Source organism: Mycobacterium pinniadriaticum (assembly GCF_026242045.1).
Classification (GTDB): domain Bacteria; phylum Actinomycetota; class Actinomycetes; order Mycobacteriales; family Mycobacteriaceae; genus Mycobacterium; species Mycobacterium pinniadriaticum.
Genome location: NZ_JAPJDO010000004.1, coordinates 64,106 through 79,654 on the forward strand (window position 1 = coordinate 64,106; position 15,549 = coordinate 79,654).

At 63.4% G+C, this 15,549-nt stretch carries 14 protein-coding genes; 6 read left to right on the forward strand and 8 right to left on the reverse strand.

Annotated elements, in window-relative coordinates:
- Positions 1–3 precede the first annotated feature (3 nt).
- On the forward strand, positions 4–708 hold the full coding sequence (locus ORI27_RS06290; protein ID WP_265995964.1) for a hypothetical protein: 705 nt from the start codon (positions 4–6) through the stop codon (positions 706–708).
- Here ORI27_RS06290 and ORI27_RS06295 read toward each other — a convergent pair.
- On the reverse strand, positions 681–1,382 hold the full coding sequence (locus ORI27_RS06295; RefSeq protein ID WP_265995963.1) for a hypothetical protein: 702 nt from the start codon (positions 1,380–1,382) through the stop codon (positions 681–683). The genes ORI27_RS06290 and ORI27_RS06295 overlap by 28 nt on opposite strands.
- A 20-nt stretch (positions 1,383–1,402) precedes the next feature.
- Positions 1,403–2,542 carry an acyl-CoA dehydrogenase family protein gene (locus ORI27_RS06300; RefSeq protein WP_265995962.1) on the reverse strand — a complete coding sequence of 380 codons (1,140 nt, stop codon included), beginning with the start codon at positions 2,540–2,542 and terminating at the stop codon, positions 1,403–1,405.
- A gap of 70 nt (positions 2,543–2,612) precedes the next feature.
- Between ORI27_RS06300 and ORI27_RS06305 the strand changes: the two genes are divergently transcribed.
- The 3 genes from ORI27_RS06305 to ORI27_RS06315 all read left to right on the forward strand — a co-directional run bounded on the left by ORI27_RS06305 (position 2,613) and on the right by ORI27_RS06315 (position 6,644).
- Positions 2,613–3,335 (forward strand): hypothetical protein, encoded by a 723-nt coding sequence (locus ORI27_RS06305; protein WP_265995961.1) that lies wholly within the window; start codon positions 2,613–2,615, stop codon positions 3,333–3,335.
- On the forward strand, positions 3,332–4,663 hold the full coding sequence (locus tag ORI27_RS06310; RefSeq protein ID WP_265995960.1) for a protoporphyrinogen/coproporphyrinogen oxidase: 1,332 nt from the start codon (positions 3,332–3,334) through the stop codon (positions 4,661–4,663). Before ORI27_RS06305 ends, ORI27_RS06310 begins: the two co-directional genes overlap by 4 nt.
- A gap of 484 nt (positions 4,664–5,147) precedes the next feature.
- Positions 5,148–6,644: a carotenoid oxygenase family protein gene (locus ORI27_RS06315; protein ID WP_265995959.1), complete on the forward strand. Its 1,497-nt coding sequence runs from the start codon at positions 5,148–5,150 to the stop codon at positions 6,642–6,644.
- A 22-nt stretch (positions 6,645–6,666) separates the two neighbouring features.
- Here ORI27_RS06315 and ORI27_RS06320 read toward each other — a convergent pair whose 3' ends face one another.
- From ORI27_RS06320 to ORI27_RS06345, 6 genes are all read right to left on the reverse strand, one after another.
- Positions 6,667–8,226 (reverse strand): phytoene desaturase family protein, encoded by a 1,560-nt coding sequence (locus ORI27_RS06320; protein ID WP_265995958.1) that lies wholly within the window; start codon positions 8,224–8,226, stop codon positions 6,667–6,669.
- The gene (locus ORI27_RS06325) at positions 8,223–9,131 is read right to left on the reverse strand and encodes a DUF1295 domain-containing protein (RefSeq protein ID WP_265995957.1); all 909 of its coding nucleotides are present in this window, start codon (positions 9,129–9,131) and stop codon (positions 8,223–8,225) included. The genes ORI27_RS06320 and ORI27_RS06325 overlap by 4 nt, the downstream gene beginning before the upstream one ends.
- 38 nt (positions 9,132–9,169) lie before the next feature.
- Complete coding sequence (locus ORI27_RS06330; RefSeq protein WP_265995956.1) at positions 9,170–9,970, reverse strand: hypothetical protein; 801 nt, start codon at positions 9,968–9,970, stop codon at positions 9,170–9,172.
- The gene (locus tag ORI27_RS06335; protein ID WP_265995955.1) at positions 9,967–11,028 is read right to left on the reverse strand and encodes a spirocyclase AveC family protein; all 1,062 of its coding nucleotides are present in this window, start codon (positions 11,026–11,028) and stop codon (positions 9,967–9,969) included. Before ORI27_RS06335 ends, ORI27_RS06330 begins: the two co-directional genes overlap by 4 nt.
- A gap of 162 nt (positions 11,029–11,190) precedes the next feature.
- A complete protein-coding gene (locus ORI27_RS06340; RefSeq protein WP_265995954.1) occupies positions 11,191–12,309 on the reverse strand; it encodes a spirocyclase AveC family protein in 1,119 nt (372 codons plus the stop codon).
- A complete protein-coding gene (locus tag ORI27_RS06345) occupies positions 12,306–13,652 on the reverse strand; it encodes an NAD(P)/FAD-dependent oxidoreductase (RefSeq protein WP_265995953.1) in 1,347 nt (448 codons plus the stop codon). Before ORI27_RS06345 ends, ORI27_RS06340 begins: the two co-directional genes overlap by 4 nt.
- A gap of 70 nt (positions 13,653–13,722) precedes the next feature.
- Between ORI27_RS06345 and ORI27_RS06350 the strand changes: the two genes are divergently transcribed.
- Both ORI27_RS06350 and ORI27_RS06355 read left to right on the forward strand, forming a co-directional pair.
- Positions 13,723–14,355 (forward strand): TetR/AcrR family transcriptional regulator, encoded by a 633-nt coding sequence (locus ORI27_RS06350; RefSeq protein WP_265995952.1) that lies wholly within the window; start codon positions 13,723–13,725, stop codon positions 14,353–14,355.
- 128 nt (positions 14,356–14,483) lie between these two features.
- Positions 14,484–15,539 carry an LLM class flavin-dependent oxidoreductase gene (locus ORI27_RS06355; RefSeq protein WP_265995951.1) on the forward strand — a complete coding sequence of 352 codons (1,056 nt, stop codon included), beginning with the start codon at positions 14,484–14,486 and terminating at the stop codon, positions 15,537–15,539.
- Positions 15,540–15,549: the final 10 nt, after the last annotated feature.

Here is a 15,549-nt window from a genome sequence, read left to right on the forward strand (position 1 = left end):
CCGATGTCTGCACGTGCCCAACGCATTCTGTTGTGGTGGGGTCTGGCCTGGACCGTGGTCTACGGGCTGGTCTGGTGGCGACTGTTGCATATGATGCCGCCACCGACGGCTCGCTGGAGCGCCGGCGACATCGCCCACTTCTACCTCGACAACGGCGGCCAGATCAAGGTCGGCGCCATGATCTGCGGCTGGACCAGTGGGTTCATGGTGCCGATCACGATCGTCGTGGCGGCACAGATCGCCCGGCTGGAGAAGGGGTTTCCGGTGTGGGCGGCGACTGCCTTCGCCGGTGGCACGTTGATGTCCGTCCCGCTGGTGCTGCCGCCCATTTTCTGGGGAACCGCGGCGTTCACGCCGACCAGGGCGCCCGAGGTCACCGCGATCATGCATGAGTTGGCCATGCTGACATTTGTCACGACCGACCAGTACTACATCTTCATGTGGGTGGCGATCGCTGCGGCCAGTTTTCTGCCTGCCGCTGCCAAGTTCTCACCGTTCCCGCGGTGGTTCGGGTACTACACGGCGTGGACGGCGTTGATGTTCGAAACCGGAGCGGTCGCATTCCTCACCCGCAGTGGACCATTCGCGTGGAACGGCCTGCTGGCCTTCTGGCTGCCTGTGGTGACGTTCTTCGCGTGGATCGTCGTTTCGGCCACCATGCTGTTCCGGGCGATCTCGGCTCAGGAGGCCGCGGCCGCCGCGATCTGACGCACCAGAGCCCGATCGACGGCGACCGTCGTCGCGAGCATCCAGGTGGCGTAGCCGACGAGCGGGATGTAGATGCCCACGAGGCCGTTCCAGGCGAACGGCCCGGTCTTGAAGAACAACACGATTCCCGCGGGCAGGATGAGCATCGCCACCCAGATCTGCAGGTAGCCAACCCATCGCGGCAGTACCGGTTGAGGCGATCGATCGATGAGGATGGCCGCGCCGATCGCGATCAGCTGAACCCACAATGACCAGATGACCGTGACAAACAGAATCCAGCCGAGATCGTGAAGGGCTTGGGTGATCTCGGGCCCGCGACCGTCGTAGCGGAACGACGCGGCCATCCAGACTCCGATCGGAGTGATGAATTCCAGGGACAGCAGCGCACACGACACCATCTGCACGTCGGCCAGGGCCTTCGCGCCGGTGATGCGTTTGAGTTGGCCACTGATCGCGACCGCCCAGGGTACGAGCAGGGCCGAGCCGAGCATCGAAATGACCATGCCGATCTTGATGCCGAAGTGGTCGCGTGCGTACCGCGTGACCACTTCGGCGGCAGTATCGCTCGGTGCCGACGGTGGGATGAAGCCGGCGATGAAAACGAACGCCCCCAGCCATAGGACGAGCATTGCGGGGCCGGTCCAGATGAGGACCCGCTGGACTTTCTGTTCCATATGACCGTGCCTCCTCGGCGTCAGTAACTGCGGGGTAGTCCCAGCGACCGCTCCGCGACGAAATTCAAGATCATCTCCTTCGACACCGGACCCATGTTGAGCATGCGCACCAGCCAGTAATACGGCGCCAGTCGATACTCGTAGGTGACGCCGTTACCGCCCAATGTGTTGACCGCGGCGTCGAGGGCCGCTAAGCCGGCCGCCGCGCCGAGGTATTTGGCCATGTTCGCCAGCTCGCCGACTTCACGTCCGGCGTCGTAGCCGGCACAGGCCCGGTCGGTGATCGTCCGTGCGGCTTCGACGTGCATATGCGCTGCGGCTAGCGGATGTGCCACCGCCTGATGCGCACCGATCGGTTGGTCCCACACCTTCCGTTGTTTGGCGTAGTCGACCGCGCGCCGAAGCGCGTAGCGGCCGACGCCGGTGCAGATCGAACTCGTGAGGATGCGTTCGGTGTTCAGACCCGTGAACGCGATCTTCAATCCCGCACCCTCGACCCCGACGAGCTGATCGGCGGGCACCTCGACGTCGTCGAAGAACACCTGATGGCTCCGGTCGGGTTGATTCATCACGGTGCGGATGGGCGTCCATGTCAGGCCCGGCGATGAGCCTTCGATCATGAAGACCGACAGCCGCCCCGATCCGGCGCCGGCAGTTGCGGCTACCACCATGACCCAGTCCGCCGACTCCATCCCGGTGATGAATACCTTCTGCCCGTTGAGGATGTAGCGGTCACCGGCGCGGACCGCGGTAGTGGCGATGCGGTGGGCGTTGGATCCGGCATCAGGTTCGGTGATGGCGAAGGACAGGCGTGTGCGCCCGGCTGCAATACCGGGTAGCCAGCGCTCACGCTGCGCGGCGCTGGCACTACGGTCCAGGATGGTGCCGGTGACGCCCGCGGAGAACAACAGCGCGAGCAGCGGGCAACCGGCGAACGCGGTCTCCTCGACCACCGCGGAGAGTTCGGCCAGGCCCAGCCCGCCGCCACCATACTCTGCGGGCAGGTGCACACCGAGATATCCGTTGGTGCCCAGTGCATTCCACAGCTCGGCGCAATGTCCGCCCTGGTCCACCTGTTGCTGGTAGTAGTCGGCGGCGCCGAAGGTTTCGACGAGTTGGTGGACCACCGAGCGGATCGCGACGAGCTCCGACCGTGACATTTTTGAGACAGTAGCGCTGCAAATACCGTAACGTCAACGATCGTTAACGATGTATGCGGAGGACGCGATCATGATGTCACCAGGGGCGAACCTGCGGGTCCTTCAGCGTGCCTCCTGGAGCGGATTCGTCTACATCGCGTTTCTGATGATCGGCATCCTGCCGCTGGCTCGTTTCTTTCCCTCGCAGCCACCAGGTTGGGGGGCAGAGCAGATTGCCGGCATCTATCAACACCACGCGTCCAGGATCAAGCTCGGGATGGTGCTGGTGTTGATCGGTTCCATGTTCTACGTGCCGTGGACGGCGATCCTGGCCAAGCTGATCTCGGGGGTGGAGGGTCGGATCGGCCTGTTGACGATGTGCCAGCTGATCGCCGGCACCACCAACGTGCTGCTCACCGCCTACCCGGCCGGATGGTGGTTGACGGCAGCGTTCCGGGGTGAACGATCACCCGATTTGGTGTTGCTGCTCAACGATATTGCCTGGCTGCAATTCCTGGGCGTCATCGCACCGTTCTATTTCGTCGTCCTGACGTTGATCTACGCGTCGTTCGCCGACTCGGACCCCGACCCGCTCATCCCGCGATGGGTCGGCTGGTTCAACGTGTTGTTCATGCTCGACCTCATTCCGTTGAGCTTCATCTTCTTCTTCAAGTCGGGTCCTCTTGCTTGGAACGGCCTGTTCGGGTTCTACCTGCCGTTCGTGACGTTCTGGATCTGGTTCTTCGTGATGACGTACACCATCCGCAAGGCACTCCCGCGTCTTGCCGACATTGGCGAAGGGGGCCGGCGGTGAGACGTGTCGCCGTTATCGGCGCGGGCCTGGGGGGCTTGACCGCCGCATATCGACTTCAGCAGAGCGGCTGCGACGTGGAGGTCTTCGAGGCGGGTGATACCGCCGGCGGCCGGGTGCAGACCGTGCGCGCCCGCGGCTACGCAATGGACACCGGTGCGTCCGCGCTGGGTTCGACGTATCACGGCTACCTTGCGCTTGCGGCCGAACTCGGTGTCCAAATCACCGATACCGCACCCTATGTCGCGATTGCGCGCAACGGTGAGATCCATCTGTTGGATATGAACCGGATGGCGCGCAGTGGCTTGCGGACGCCGCTGCTCTCGGTCGGCGGCAAGGTGCGGGTCGCGCGGTTGGCAGTCGATGTCGCAATGGCCAAGCTGCGGGGAAGGCTGGATTACGCCGATATGGCCAAAGCGGCGCCACTGGACACCGAGAGCGCGCGGGGCTACGCGCTGCGCGCCCTCGGGTCGGAGCTGGACAGCTACCTGTGTGAACCGATCGTGCGGACGATGCTCATCGCCGACACTGACAAGGTCTCCAAGGTCGAATTGTTCTCCGGCATCGCCAACATCTTCACGGCGAGAATTCAGACGGTGGTGGGTGGTCAGGATCGAATGGTCGATGAGCTCTGTCGGCGGCTTGCCATCCACCTCCAGACGCCGGTGACCGAGGTGCGCAGACTTCCCCATGGGGGCGTGCGGGTCTGCCGAGGGGGAGTGGTTTCGGAATATGACGCCGCCGTCGTGAGCTGCGTGCTTCCCGAGGCCGCAGCCATCTGCCCCGACGATCGCGACCTACTCGGATCGCTGTCTCGCAGTCTCGATTACACCCAATGTGTCAGCGTCGCGATCGGCACTACCCGCCCGCCGGACTGCCCGGCGTTCCTGTTGATGTTCCCCTCGACAGAGAGTCCCGATATCGCCCTGATGTTCCTGGACCACAACAAGTCTCCGGATCGTGCCCCCGCCGGGCGCGGACTGTTGAGCTGCCTGTGGGAGACCGGCGCATCGCAGAGAATGATCGACGAACCCGACGAGGTGCTCGTCGAGCACTCTCTGGAGCGAGTCTTCAGATCGTTTCCCGAACTGCGTGGGGCGGTCGACTACACCCACGTCACTCGGTGGGAGCGTGCGCTTCCGTTTACCCGCATCGGCGCCTATCGCGAGATCGGACGCCTCAACGCGGCCCTCGATCCTGCGTCGCCGATCCAATACGCGGCCGACTTCATGTCAGCGGCCGGGCAGAACACTGCTGTCGAGTTCGGGACCCGGGCCGCCCGCAACCTGCTGGCCGGCCCACTCGCCACGACTTCGCGTGAACCGATCTGAGGGGAGGGGCTGATTGGATGCGCTGACCGGAACTCGTGTGCAGACGGCCACAGCCTTTCGCGCGATCGGATATCTCGTGCTGCTGTTCATCGGCTGGGGTCGCCGCCCACTTCCATGGGGCTCACATAAGAATCCGGGTCGGGATGGTTCTGGTCATGTTCGCCGGACTCAACTTCGTCGTGCTCCGCAGCGCGATCCTGCGCGACCGTGCCCCGACTTCTGCGAGTGATCGTTCACGTCAATGTGAGATCAAAGACAATGCCGGCCGGCCGCCGTGCCCGGGATGAGTATTGCCACCCACAAAATGGCACTCTAACTGGTTATTTTGCCGACCTGGCGGATGTCTGGCGATGACCGGGCCAGCGCGGCACGGGCCGCCCGACTGTGAGCGATCGTTTACAAAATATGGCTGTCGCACTAGCATCGATGCCATGGACGCCCGCTGACGGGGCGTTGCAGGACCACCCGACGAATAGGAAGCCCAATGAGCTACGCCCTACCGGACACGGTGACCACCAAGGGGCCGTTCGCCCCCATGCGGTTCGAAGCGACCGTCGAGGAGTGCATTGTCACCCACGGCGAGATTCCGAAGGATCTTGCCGGCGGTATCTACCGCACCGGACCGTGCTGGAAACGACCGTTCGCCCAAGGGGGCACTCCGCTGCTGGCCATGGATGGCATGGTCCAGGGCCTGGTGTTCGAAAACGGTCGCGCCGACTTCCGCAACAGGTGGATCCGGACCCCGAAGTACTTGTTGGAAGAGAAGTACGGCCGGAGCATGTTCGAATACTCCGACGGAGGCTTCGGCGATTACCGTGACTACGGCTACGGAACGGTCAAGCGGACGCCGGAGAATGCTCACACCCCGCAGGGCACCAACTTCATCAACATCTTCCCGCACGCCGGCGAACTGATCGCGTCAGGCGAACTGGGCGCCCCGCCGAGCGTCATCGATCCCATCACCCTCGAAACCAAGGGGATCGTGGATTGGGCGCCGGCGTTGTCGCGCGGTATCCATGACAAGGTCGCCTTCGGCGATGGCGCGTTCTGTGCGCATCCCAAGTGGGATGAGGACAGCGGAATCCTGTACGGCTGGACCTATGGTGATCAAGCGCCGTACATCACCATGCACTACGTTCATTCCGATGGCACGGTGCAAACCCGCGCATTGAGCGATGCGCCCTACAACACTGTGGCGCACGATATCTGGCTCACCCCGGAGTGGGTGGTGATGCCCTTCCAGCCCTTCATCATCGACGCCGAACGGAACAAGAAGGGTCTGCCGGTGTTCGGCTGGGAGCCCGATCTGCCGATCATCATCGCCTTGATTCCGCGGCACGACCTGCAGGGCGAGATCCGGTGGATCAACACCGACCTGCCGGCCCAGTACGTCATGCACACCATGACCGCCAATATCCGCGGTGACAGCCTGGTGCTCGACGCTCCGATCTTCCAAGAGCCGCCCTTCCCGATGGAGAACCACTTCAGCGAGGGTGATCAAGCGGCATTGTTCTTCAGCAATGCGGCCAGCTACCTGGGTCGGTGGACGGTGAACCTGACGACCGGGGAGACCAAGGCCGAGCAGCTGTCCGACCTGCCGTCCGAGATCGGCAAGGTCGACCAGCGCTACTACGGCAAGGGACATCGGTACGGCTTCCAAATCGGCGGGCAGCCCAAACGCCGGGGTATGCGGATGGACAGCCTGATCCGCAACGACGTCGAGAAATGCACCGAGGAGGTGTACCAGATCCGCGACGACCACCAGCTCGCCGCCGTTCTGGAAGGCTCGTTCGCCCCGCGCACCAAGGACGCCCCGGAAGGCGACGGCTACATCATCGTCCCGGTGGCTTGGTGGGGTGAGCGCAAGGGAGAGTTCCAGATCTTCGACACCGACGACATCACCGCGGGGCCGATCTGCAAGATCGAGCTCCCCTTCCACATGGGGTGGACACCCCACGGCCACTGGATGGATTTCCGCTGACACCATCCCGCACGGCAGGGGCTCAGAGCGATTTGAGTACCTGCCGTGCGGTGGTCCGGCCCGCCCAGCCGTGCACGCCGCCCATCGGATGCGCGCCTGCCCCGGTGTGCCACAGCCCCGGTATCGGAGTGCGGTAACCCGAAAGCGCCGGTGTCGGGCGGTTGGGACCCATCTGATTCAGCGACATGTCCACCACTACATAACTGCCGTCGTGTGTCATCTGCCGAAGCTCGTTGGGGCTCTTGACCCACGAACCGATCACCGCGTCGGCGAAGCCGGGGGCGACCCCGTCGAACGTGCGGACCGCCTGGTCGGCGAACGGTGCTCGGTGTTCCTCCCAATCGCTGCCGTCGGCGAAGCGGTCCGGCACGGCGGTGCAGAACAGGTACATGGTGTCGCCCGCACTCCCGGCGGGTACCTGCGAACGGTCCGCAGCCGAGGGCATCAACGCCCACATCGGGGTCTCGGCGGGTAGGACGCCGCGCATGGCACCGTCGAGCGCCCGGTCGACGTACGAGCGATCGTCGGCGATCAGCATGTAACTGCCCCACAGTTCGGGCCGGTCACAGAGCAATCCCGGCCGATGGTCAAGGGCGACATCGATCTTGGCGTTGTTGATGCCCCAGCCGTTGATCCGGATATTGCGCAGCTCATCGAGGACCGGCTCGGCGACGTGGGCGGAGTCAACCAGACCGCACATCAGGGTGACCGGGTCGACCGCGCCGATCACCTGCCGCGCGAAGAGCGTCTGGCCATCGCGCAGGCGTACGCCGCTCGCCGCCCCGTCGCGGACGATGATCTCCTCGACCGCGGCATCGGTTCGCGTTTCCCCGCCGTGATGGTGTAGGCAGGCGGCTAGCGCCTTGGTGAACTCCGCCATCCCGCCGATGGGGCGTTTGATCCCCCAGCCGATGTGCATCATGATCACGCCGAGAACCGCGCCGGAACCCGGCTCACGCAGCGGTGCTTCCGATCCCGACGCGTACACCGCGAGCAGCGTCTTGACTTCCTCTGATTCGAACAACGTCTCGATGAGCTGGTGTGGTGAGGCCATGAGCATGCGCACCACCGGCGCCAGTGACTTGCGTTTCCGCAATACCCGCCAGCCCAGTTCGGCGATCGTGCGCGCTCTGGGCCGGGTGGGGTGGTCCATCAGGTAAGGAGCCGCGACATACCAGAAGTCGCACCACATTCCGCACAGCTCGGCGAACTTGGTGGCGTCACGCTTGGAGTAGCGCCGGATCTCGTCGACGGTGCGATCCAGCGATCGCCACAAACCGATCGACTCGCCGGCGGGTCCCAGATAGGAGCCCCAGGGCTCGGGGCTCGCTTGCCGCAGACCAAAAGATTCCAGCTGCAGCTCGGTGATGATCGACGGCTCCAGATTCGTGAACAGCAGGTCGACGGCGCACGGATTCATCACGAATCCCGGTGCTTGCGCGACGGTCTCCCGTGAGTAGGCCATCCCGCCCAGCCACGGATTGCGCTCCAGCACCACAACGCGCTTACCCGCCTTGGCCAGATAGGAGGCACAGGTCAGCCCGTGATGCCCGCCGCCGACGATGATCGCGTCGTACGTCATGCGGAGTTGCTCTGCGAGAGTTTGTTATTGGCCCGGGCGGCAGCCATCCGGTCGTGGTTGCGGGCAATGGCCTCCTGGGATAGCGGCAACGGCAAGAACCTGCGCGTGCGCACCATCAGCTCTTGATATTCCGGCCTGGACCCCATGTAGTTGTCTTGAAATGCCGACCCCAGCACCGAGGTCAGCATGATGGTATTGATGATCGGCCCCGCCACCGTCCACCAGTAGGTGGGGTTGCCGGCGACCGCCACGAGCCACATACCCCACCAGACCGTTGTGGTGCCGAAGTAGTTCGGGTGGCGGGTGTGGGTCCAGACGCCGGTGTTGAGGTAGCGGGGGCGCTTGTCCAGGGCGAGGAAGGACTGCAGTTGCGCGTCGGCCACGGTTTCGAAGTAGAAGCCGACGCCGAAGACGACCAGGCCGGCGAAGGCCAGCGGACCGATGGCGCCGTTGGGTTCGCGGTTGGCCAGGATGCCGACCACGGCGGGCATTCCGATCAGCACGATGATGACGGCCTGTGGCTCCATCACCCGGAAGAAGCTCTTCCACCAGTAGCCCGGGCTCATCTGTTCGACGAAACGCAGATAGCGCGGGTCGCCGCCGTACTTGGGGACATACCGCCGCCACCGGGCCGCCAGATACCAACCGAGCCGACCGCCATGCAGCATCACCATGAAGAGCAATAGCGCCGCGGTGACCGACTGTGCGTCGACGATCAGGTAGGCGAACAACGCTGGCACCGCGAAGGCGAACCCGTACCAACCGTCCATCATCGAGTGGTTGCCCTGCACCAGGCCCACCACCCACAGTGCGGTCACCACGGCGAACGTGAAGATTGCGCAGAACAGGAACACGCTCAGGTTGCTCGATGCGTCCACGCCGAGGTGGCTCACTAGCTGGTTCATGCGGAAACCCTAACAATCGTGATAACGAACGTTCACAGTTATCTGAAATTTGGCTGGTGGCCGGCCTTCGCCTTGTAGCCGACAGACTCTCGAAGCGCACTGATCTCGGATTCGAGAACGGCGACGCGGTCCGAGAGGCTTCCCTGGGTGCGGTCACAGTCATCGCTCGTGATCGCACGCGCTGTGACCAACGTCGTGACCACCACCCAGATGAAGTAGAAGGTCACCGGAATCCAGAATCCAACGGCACCGTTCCACGCCATTGGGCCGCTCTTGAAGATGAACACTCCGAAGGTCAGGCCGACCCCCAGCGCGCACCACAGCTGGAAATAGGCGAACCAGCGGGGGAAGACCGGGTCGGCGCGACCATCGCGGATGGTCAGTACTGCCAATGCCACCATCTGAAACATGCCGGTACAGACAATGCCGAGGAACGGCAGCCAGCCCAGATCGTTGAAGGTCCGGACGCGGGCTTCATCCTCGGTACGAAACGCGGCGACGAGCCAGAAGGTACACGGATACACGAACTCGATGACCACACAGCCTTGCGCGGCAATCCACGCCCAGGTGAGCGGAGCTCGGTGTCCTTCGATTCGAAGCATCTGGCCGCAAATTGCGCCGCCCCAGGGCAGTAACAGTGCGGAGGCGACAATCGACAGCACCAGTCCGACCCGGATTGGGGTCAGCCGGTCTCGATAGAAGTGAGCAATCTGGGCAGCCGTGTCGTTGGGTGAGGGCGGCGGGACGAACCCGGCAAGTCCGACCCAGCCGATCAGGAAGGCGGCAATGAAGATGAATGCGGAATACACGCACCACAGTTGGATCTTCTTGTCACTCATCGGTTTCCCCCCGGGGCGCCACGGTCAATCCGGACCGCTGGCGGTAGGTGAACTCCCGGAGGAACGTGCAGTTGCCCATCAGAACCCAGGTAGGCCGAGCCGCCATCTCCGCCGGAGTTGTCGTTGCGCACCAGCGGTACGGTGGGTCCGGGGCACGCACGGCCGGTGTCGTCGCCGCAGATGCCGTTGAGGAAGTACGATCTCTTTTGGATGTCGTCGTTCCATTCCCGCGAATGTGCTCCGACAACGAGATGCGGCAGCGTGTAGATAGCGAGGAAAATCGCGTTGACTGCGCCGATGATCGCCAGCGCGCGGATGACGCCTTTGCGGGCTGGGGTCGCTCGGACGCGCTCAGACCCTCGCTCGACGATCGTTGCGCCCCGGTCGTCGACGAAGTAGCGAAGGAACGAGTAAGCGGTGAGCAGGATTCCGACCAGGACGGCTTCGTGCAATGGGAATGCGTGGTAGGTGTTTCCGAAGATGTTGAAGTGACCGCCCGCATAGGTCCAGACGCCGAGGGGCATGAAGATGACGCCCTCGAAAATGACATCGAATATGAACATCGCGGCCCAACAGATCAGGCCGAGGCCAAGCTTGCCCATGCCGGGCCATCTGCGCGAGGCCCATCTGAGCGTGCCCACACCGATACGAACCGCCACGGTCATGATCACCACGTACAGACCGACAATGCTCAGCGGCGGTTCGACAACGGTTGCGCCCGGCGCACCGTAGGACAGCCACCCCGGAATGCTGTTGACCCAGGACCCGCGGTTGACCGACCAGGAGTTGTAGGTGATCCACGGGCCGAAATAGTTTGACAGTGGATCCTGGAAGAACAGCGTGCAGAACGCCAGAGTCAGTGCGCCATCAACGGTCACCGTCCGCTCGCGACGCCAGGGCCGAACCACGAACCACCACAACAGGATCACCATCGCCGGTATCATGGTGATCTGCAGGCCCATCAGAAAGACCTTCATATACATCGGCGGATCACTGGCGCCGACCGGAACTCTTTCGAAGTAGGGCCCGGTAACCCAACGAATCAGCACGATGGCCATGAAGGTGAGCCATAGGGCACCGAACGAAGCCCACCACAGTACGGGTCGCAGTTGGCGCGGCTGTACCACGGCGGGGGGTGTCGCCGTGGGTTCGGACGTCGCCGTGTCGCCTGTTCGGGCAAAGATCATTGCCGGATCCGTTCGTTCTCGGACTGGAATGCGTTATCCGCGGTCATAGGGGTACACCGGTGGAAACAGCTGGCCGAACTCTCTCCCGTTCGCACCGCCGTCTCGGTTGTCGTTGCGGAGCAGGGGAACATCCGGCGCCGGGCAGGCTAGGGCAGGCCCCTCGCCGCAGGTGTACGTCAGATAGGACCGTCGCTGAACATCCTCGTTCCACGCCGTCGAATGGGCTCCGAACCACATGTTGGGCAGCGAGTAACCCAGGGTCATCGCCAGCGTGATCAGCCCGCTGACGGCCAGTAATCGGATTGCCGTGACGCGGACTCCAGTTCCGAGCCGCTCCGCTCCGCGCTCGGCCAGCGACTGCCCGCGGTCATCGACGAAGTATCTGATGCAGGCGAACATTGTGAAAATGACTCCGGTGGTCAGCGCCTCGTTCAGCGGATAGCCGTGGTAGGTGTCGGCGAAGATCTTGATGTGGCCGCCCGGGTATTCCCACGACCCCAGCGGCATGAAAACGATTCCCTCGAAAACGATGTCGAACGGCACCATGATGGCGAAGCAGATGGCGACGAGCCCGAGTCTGGGCATCCCGGGCCAGTGCGCCTTTGCGCGACGCATGACCGCGGTACCCATGCTGGTCACCAGCATGAAGATCACCACGTACGCAGGCGGAACGATCAGCAGCGGATACGCGACCTGATGGGTCGGCGTACCCGGCGCCAGCGCTCCCGGCACACTGTTGAGCCATGACCCCATGTTCACCTGCCACGCGTTATAGGTGTACCAATGATTCAAGTACGCGCTGAGCGGATCGTGAAAAGATAAGAACAGGAAGGATATTGCCATCAAGCCGTCGAGTCCGACGCGCCCTGTCCGACGCCACGGCCGCACCACAAACCAATACAGCACCACCGTCGCGGCGATGGGCAGCGCAATCTGCAGCGCTACCAGTGCGACCTTCATCCAGCTCGGCAGCGGAGTGGGACCCGGGTCGACGCGGGCGAAGTAGGGTCCGCTGATCCAACGAATCAGGATCACGGTCTGGAACGCCAACGCGATCGCGCCCAACGCGGCCCACCACCTGACCGGCGACATCGGTCGCTGGACGGTGGCAACTGGCCGGTCGCTCTCCGACAGCCGGATCGTGCTGCTCATGCTGTGATCCGCCCGCGAATTTTGCGTTGATTCATGATCCTGTCGGCCGCCGCTTGCCCGGAGACCAGCGCCCCGTTGACACCGGGGATGGGGCCGATGTCTCCGGCGAGGTGCACCCGCGCGTTGGGATCGGTCTCGCGCATGAATCGGTCGACGGCTTTGAAACGTCCGAGACTCATGATCGGCACGACGTCGCGCCAACGGCCGATCTCGTAGTCGACGACCTGAGAGCTGAGATCGCCATAGTACGGTTTCACGAATCGTAGGACTGCCTCGACGATTTCGTCATCCGGCGCGTCAAGGTGATCGAGGCACCACTCGTGCCGGCAGAAGGTGGTGATCATGCCCTGACCGTCGGGGCAGCGATTGTTGGCCTTCAGGTGGTCGACGATGACTCCGCACAGGTCAGGTTGCTCGCGTGGTGAGCACATGATGTAGGTAGCTGGGTTTGACGGTCTGGTACCGAGTGCGATGTGAGTGTTCACGCTGCAGATGTACTCGGTGTCCTGGTAGTACTCGCGCGCGAAACCCGCCATCTGCGGATAGATCTCCAGCGCAACACCGGTGGTTGTGCAGATGACCGCATTCGCGAACTGCTCAGTGTGTTCGTGCCCGTTCTGGACGTAGGTCACGTCCACGCCCTTGCCGGTGTCCGCCACATTGAGGACGGCGGTGTTCAACCGGGCATCGGGCAACGTCGCGGCGATCGCGCGGGGGAATGCGTCCATACCGTCGTCGAGGCCGTAGAAGTAGGGCTTGAAGAAGTTCTTCAGCGTCCAGAGCAGTTGTCCGACGGAGGCGTAGGACGGGTCGCTCAGCCATGGACCCCGAACCACCACGGCGGCGATGTAGTCGAGGATCTCCTGGTTGAGTTCGCGCTGGCAGTAGCTGGTCACTGTGTCGGTGTCTATCGCGGCCACACCGGCGGCGCTGGTGTAGTTGAGGTCCGACCAGTGCTTAGCCAGAAACCGCAGAAGCTTTGTGAGCTTTATCTTGCTGCCCATCGAAAGGTAAGGGGTGCGTAGGGCTTTGAGTGGACTGCTCAGATCGAAGTAGTTCAGCTTGCCTGACCGTGGCATTGCGCCGAAGGCGTCGAACTTGTGCATCTGGGCTTCCAGACCGACCTCGAGCATTTCCTGGGTGCACTCGGCGTAGCTGCCTAGGTAGATGAACGCGCCGACGTCGTATGCCCGGTCTGCGCGCCGAACGGTCTTGATGCGCCCACCGACTCTGTTCTCCGCTTCGAAAACCACCGGAGTCCCGCCGGCTCGCATGATTCGCCGGGCCGCGCCGAGGCCGGCGATCCCCGCTCCGATAACGGCCGTTCTTGATTCTGCGTCCACGCATGCAGGCTAACCACTAAATGATTCATGAATCAAGACTGATTCAGCGATCAATATTAGGCTGTCTGTCGTGGCAGACCACGCAAAGGCGCCGTCGCGTGCGGTGCGCCGGCAGGCCGAGACCCGCGCCGCGCTGATCAAGGCCGCGAGCGAGATCATCGCCGAACGCGGCCTCGACGGGCTCCGCGTCAGCGATGTGACCGAGCGCGCCAACGTCGCGTTCGGAACGTTCTACAACCAGTTCAAAGTGAAGGACGATGTCGTTGAGGCCGTCGTCGAACAGGCGTTGGTCTCGTTGGCCCGGTCGATCGAGGAGTCCCCGGCGAACGCGCACCCGGCCGAAGCGGTGGTGGCCTCCACGCGGGCGATCGTCCGGATCGCCTACGACAACCCGGATCTTGCGCGTCTTCTGATCAATCTGGAACAGGCCGAGTCGCGTTTCGAACGCATCATTCGGCCGCAGGCGGGGGCGATGCTGAAGCGCGGGGTCGCTGAGGGTGTCTTCGTGATCGACGACTTCGAGACCATCCTGACGATGGCCATCGCGGCCTCATTCGAAGTCATCCGCGGGATCTTGGATGGACGTCTCGGTCGGGACGCTGATCTGACATGTGCGCAAGCGTTGCTTCGGTTGGTCGGTGTCGACCGGGTAGATGCCGCGCGCTATTCCGGCGCGGTGGCGCACCGGAGTTCCGCCCGATAGTCCGCTGGGGCTCCGTCCCGGCATCTTGATAACGATCGCTAACAACTCATAGGTTGAATGCTAGTGTGATCGGCATGGGTGCCACCAGCTAGGTGTGCACGATCGTTATCGCAGAGGGTGTCGACTGAATGCAGATCGGGCACGGACATTTCTTCCAAAATCTCGACGGGCGTCCCGACCACGAGGTGTGGCGCACCGAGATGGCGTTGGCTGATGCGGCCGAGGGACTGGGATTCGACTCGGTTTGGGCCGTCGAACATCACTTCGCCGGATACTCGATGTCGACCGACCCGTTGCAGTTCCTGACCTGGGTCGCGGGGCGCACCAAGACCGTGCGGCTCGGCACGATGGTCTCGGTACTGCCCTGGCACGACCCGGTGCGCCTGGCCGAACACATTTGCGTGCTGGACCACCTGTCGGACGGCCGACTGATTCTGGGGATGGGACGCGGGTTGGCCCGCCAGGAGTTCGACGGCTTCGGCGTCCCGATGGACCAGTCCCGCGCCCTGTTCGACCGGTATGCCACCGATGTTCTCGACGCCTTCGAAACCGGCCGGATCAGTGACCTCGAGCTGCGCCCGCGTCCGTTGTCGCCACTTCGCGGTCGGGTGTACGCCTCGTCGATCTCGCCCGCGTCGGCCGAGACGCTGGCGCGAGTGGGTGCCGGGATGATGATCTTCCTGCAGAAGCCCTGGGAACAAACGATCGGCGACGTCGAGCGGTACACCGAGCAGTACCGTCTGCACCAGGGTGTCGATCCACCGAAGCCAATGGTCGTGATCTTCAACGCGTGTCATGACGACCTCGTGGTCGCCGCCGAGCTGTATGAGCAAGTGGTGGAGTACTACCGCTCGACGATCGACCACTACGGGTTCGCCGATCCGGCGATGGCGGCCATCCCGGGCTACGAGTACTACGGCAACATCGCGCGGACGATCGCGAAGAACGGTCGCGATGCGTTTGCGCGCTTCCTGGCCGACCTGCAGCCCTGGGGAACGCCCGACGAGGTGGTCGACCAGATCCGCGAAGTGGTGCGGCGGACCGATGCCGGCGGACTGATCGTCGTCTCGGCCTACGGCAACCTGTCACCCGAGACCGTGCTGGCCAACCAGCAGCGATTCGCCCGAACCGTCCTTCCCGCCTTGCATGCGCTCGGCAAGCCCGATCTGACCCGGACAACCTGAGAGGTGTTGA

Bases quoted from the DNA above. Each gene is read 5' to 3' on its own strand.
- ORI27_RS06290 (WP_265995964.1), top strand. From the start codon at position 4: ATGTCTGCACGTGCCCAACGCATTCTGTTGTGGTGGGGTCTGGCCTGG.
- ORI27_RS06295 (WP_265995963.1), bottom strand. From the start codon at position 1,382: ATGGAACAGAAAGTCCAGCGGGTCCTCATCTGGACCGGCCCCGCAATG.
- ORI27_RS06300 (WP_265995962.1), bottom strand. From the start codon at position 2,542: ATGTCACGGTCGGAGCTCGTCGCGATCCGCTCGGTGGTCCACCAACTC.
- ORI27_RS06305 (WP_265995961.1), top strand. From the start codon at position 2,613: ATGATGTCACCAGGGGCGAACCTGCGGGTCCTTCAGCGTGCCTCCTGG.
- ORI27_RS06315 (WP_265995959.1), top strand. From the start codon at position 5,148: ATGAGCTACGCCCTACCGGACACGGTGACCACCAAGGGGCCGTTCGCC.
- ORI27_RS06320 (WP_265995958.1), bottom strand. From the start codon at position 8,226: ATGACGTACGACGCGATCATCGTCGGCGGCGGGCATCACGGGCTGACC.
- ORI27_RS06325 (WP_265995957.1), bottom strand. From the start codon at position 9,131: ATGAACCAGCTAGTGAGCCACCTCGGCGTGGACGCATCGAGCAACCTG.
- ORI27_RS06330 (WP_265995956.1), bottom strand. From the start codon at position 9,970: ATGAGTGACAAGAAGATCCAACTGTGGTGCGTGTATTCCGCATTCATC.
- ORI27_RS06335 (WP_265995955.1), bottom strand. From the start codon at position 11,028: ATGGCCATCGTGCTGATTCGTTGGGTTACCGGGCCCTACTTCGAAAGA.
- ORI27_RS06340 (WP_265995954.1), bottom strand. From the start codon at position 12,309: ATGAGCAGCACGATCCGGCTGTCGGAGAGCGACCGGCCAGTTGCCACC.
- ORI27_RS06355 (WP_265995951.1), top strand. From the start codon at position 14,484: ATGCAGATCGGGCACGGACATTTCTTCCAAAATCTCGACGGGCGTCCC.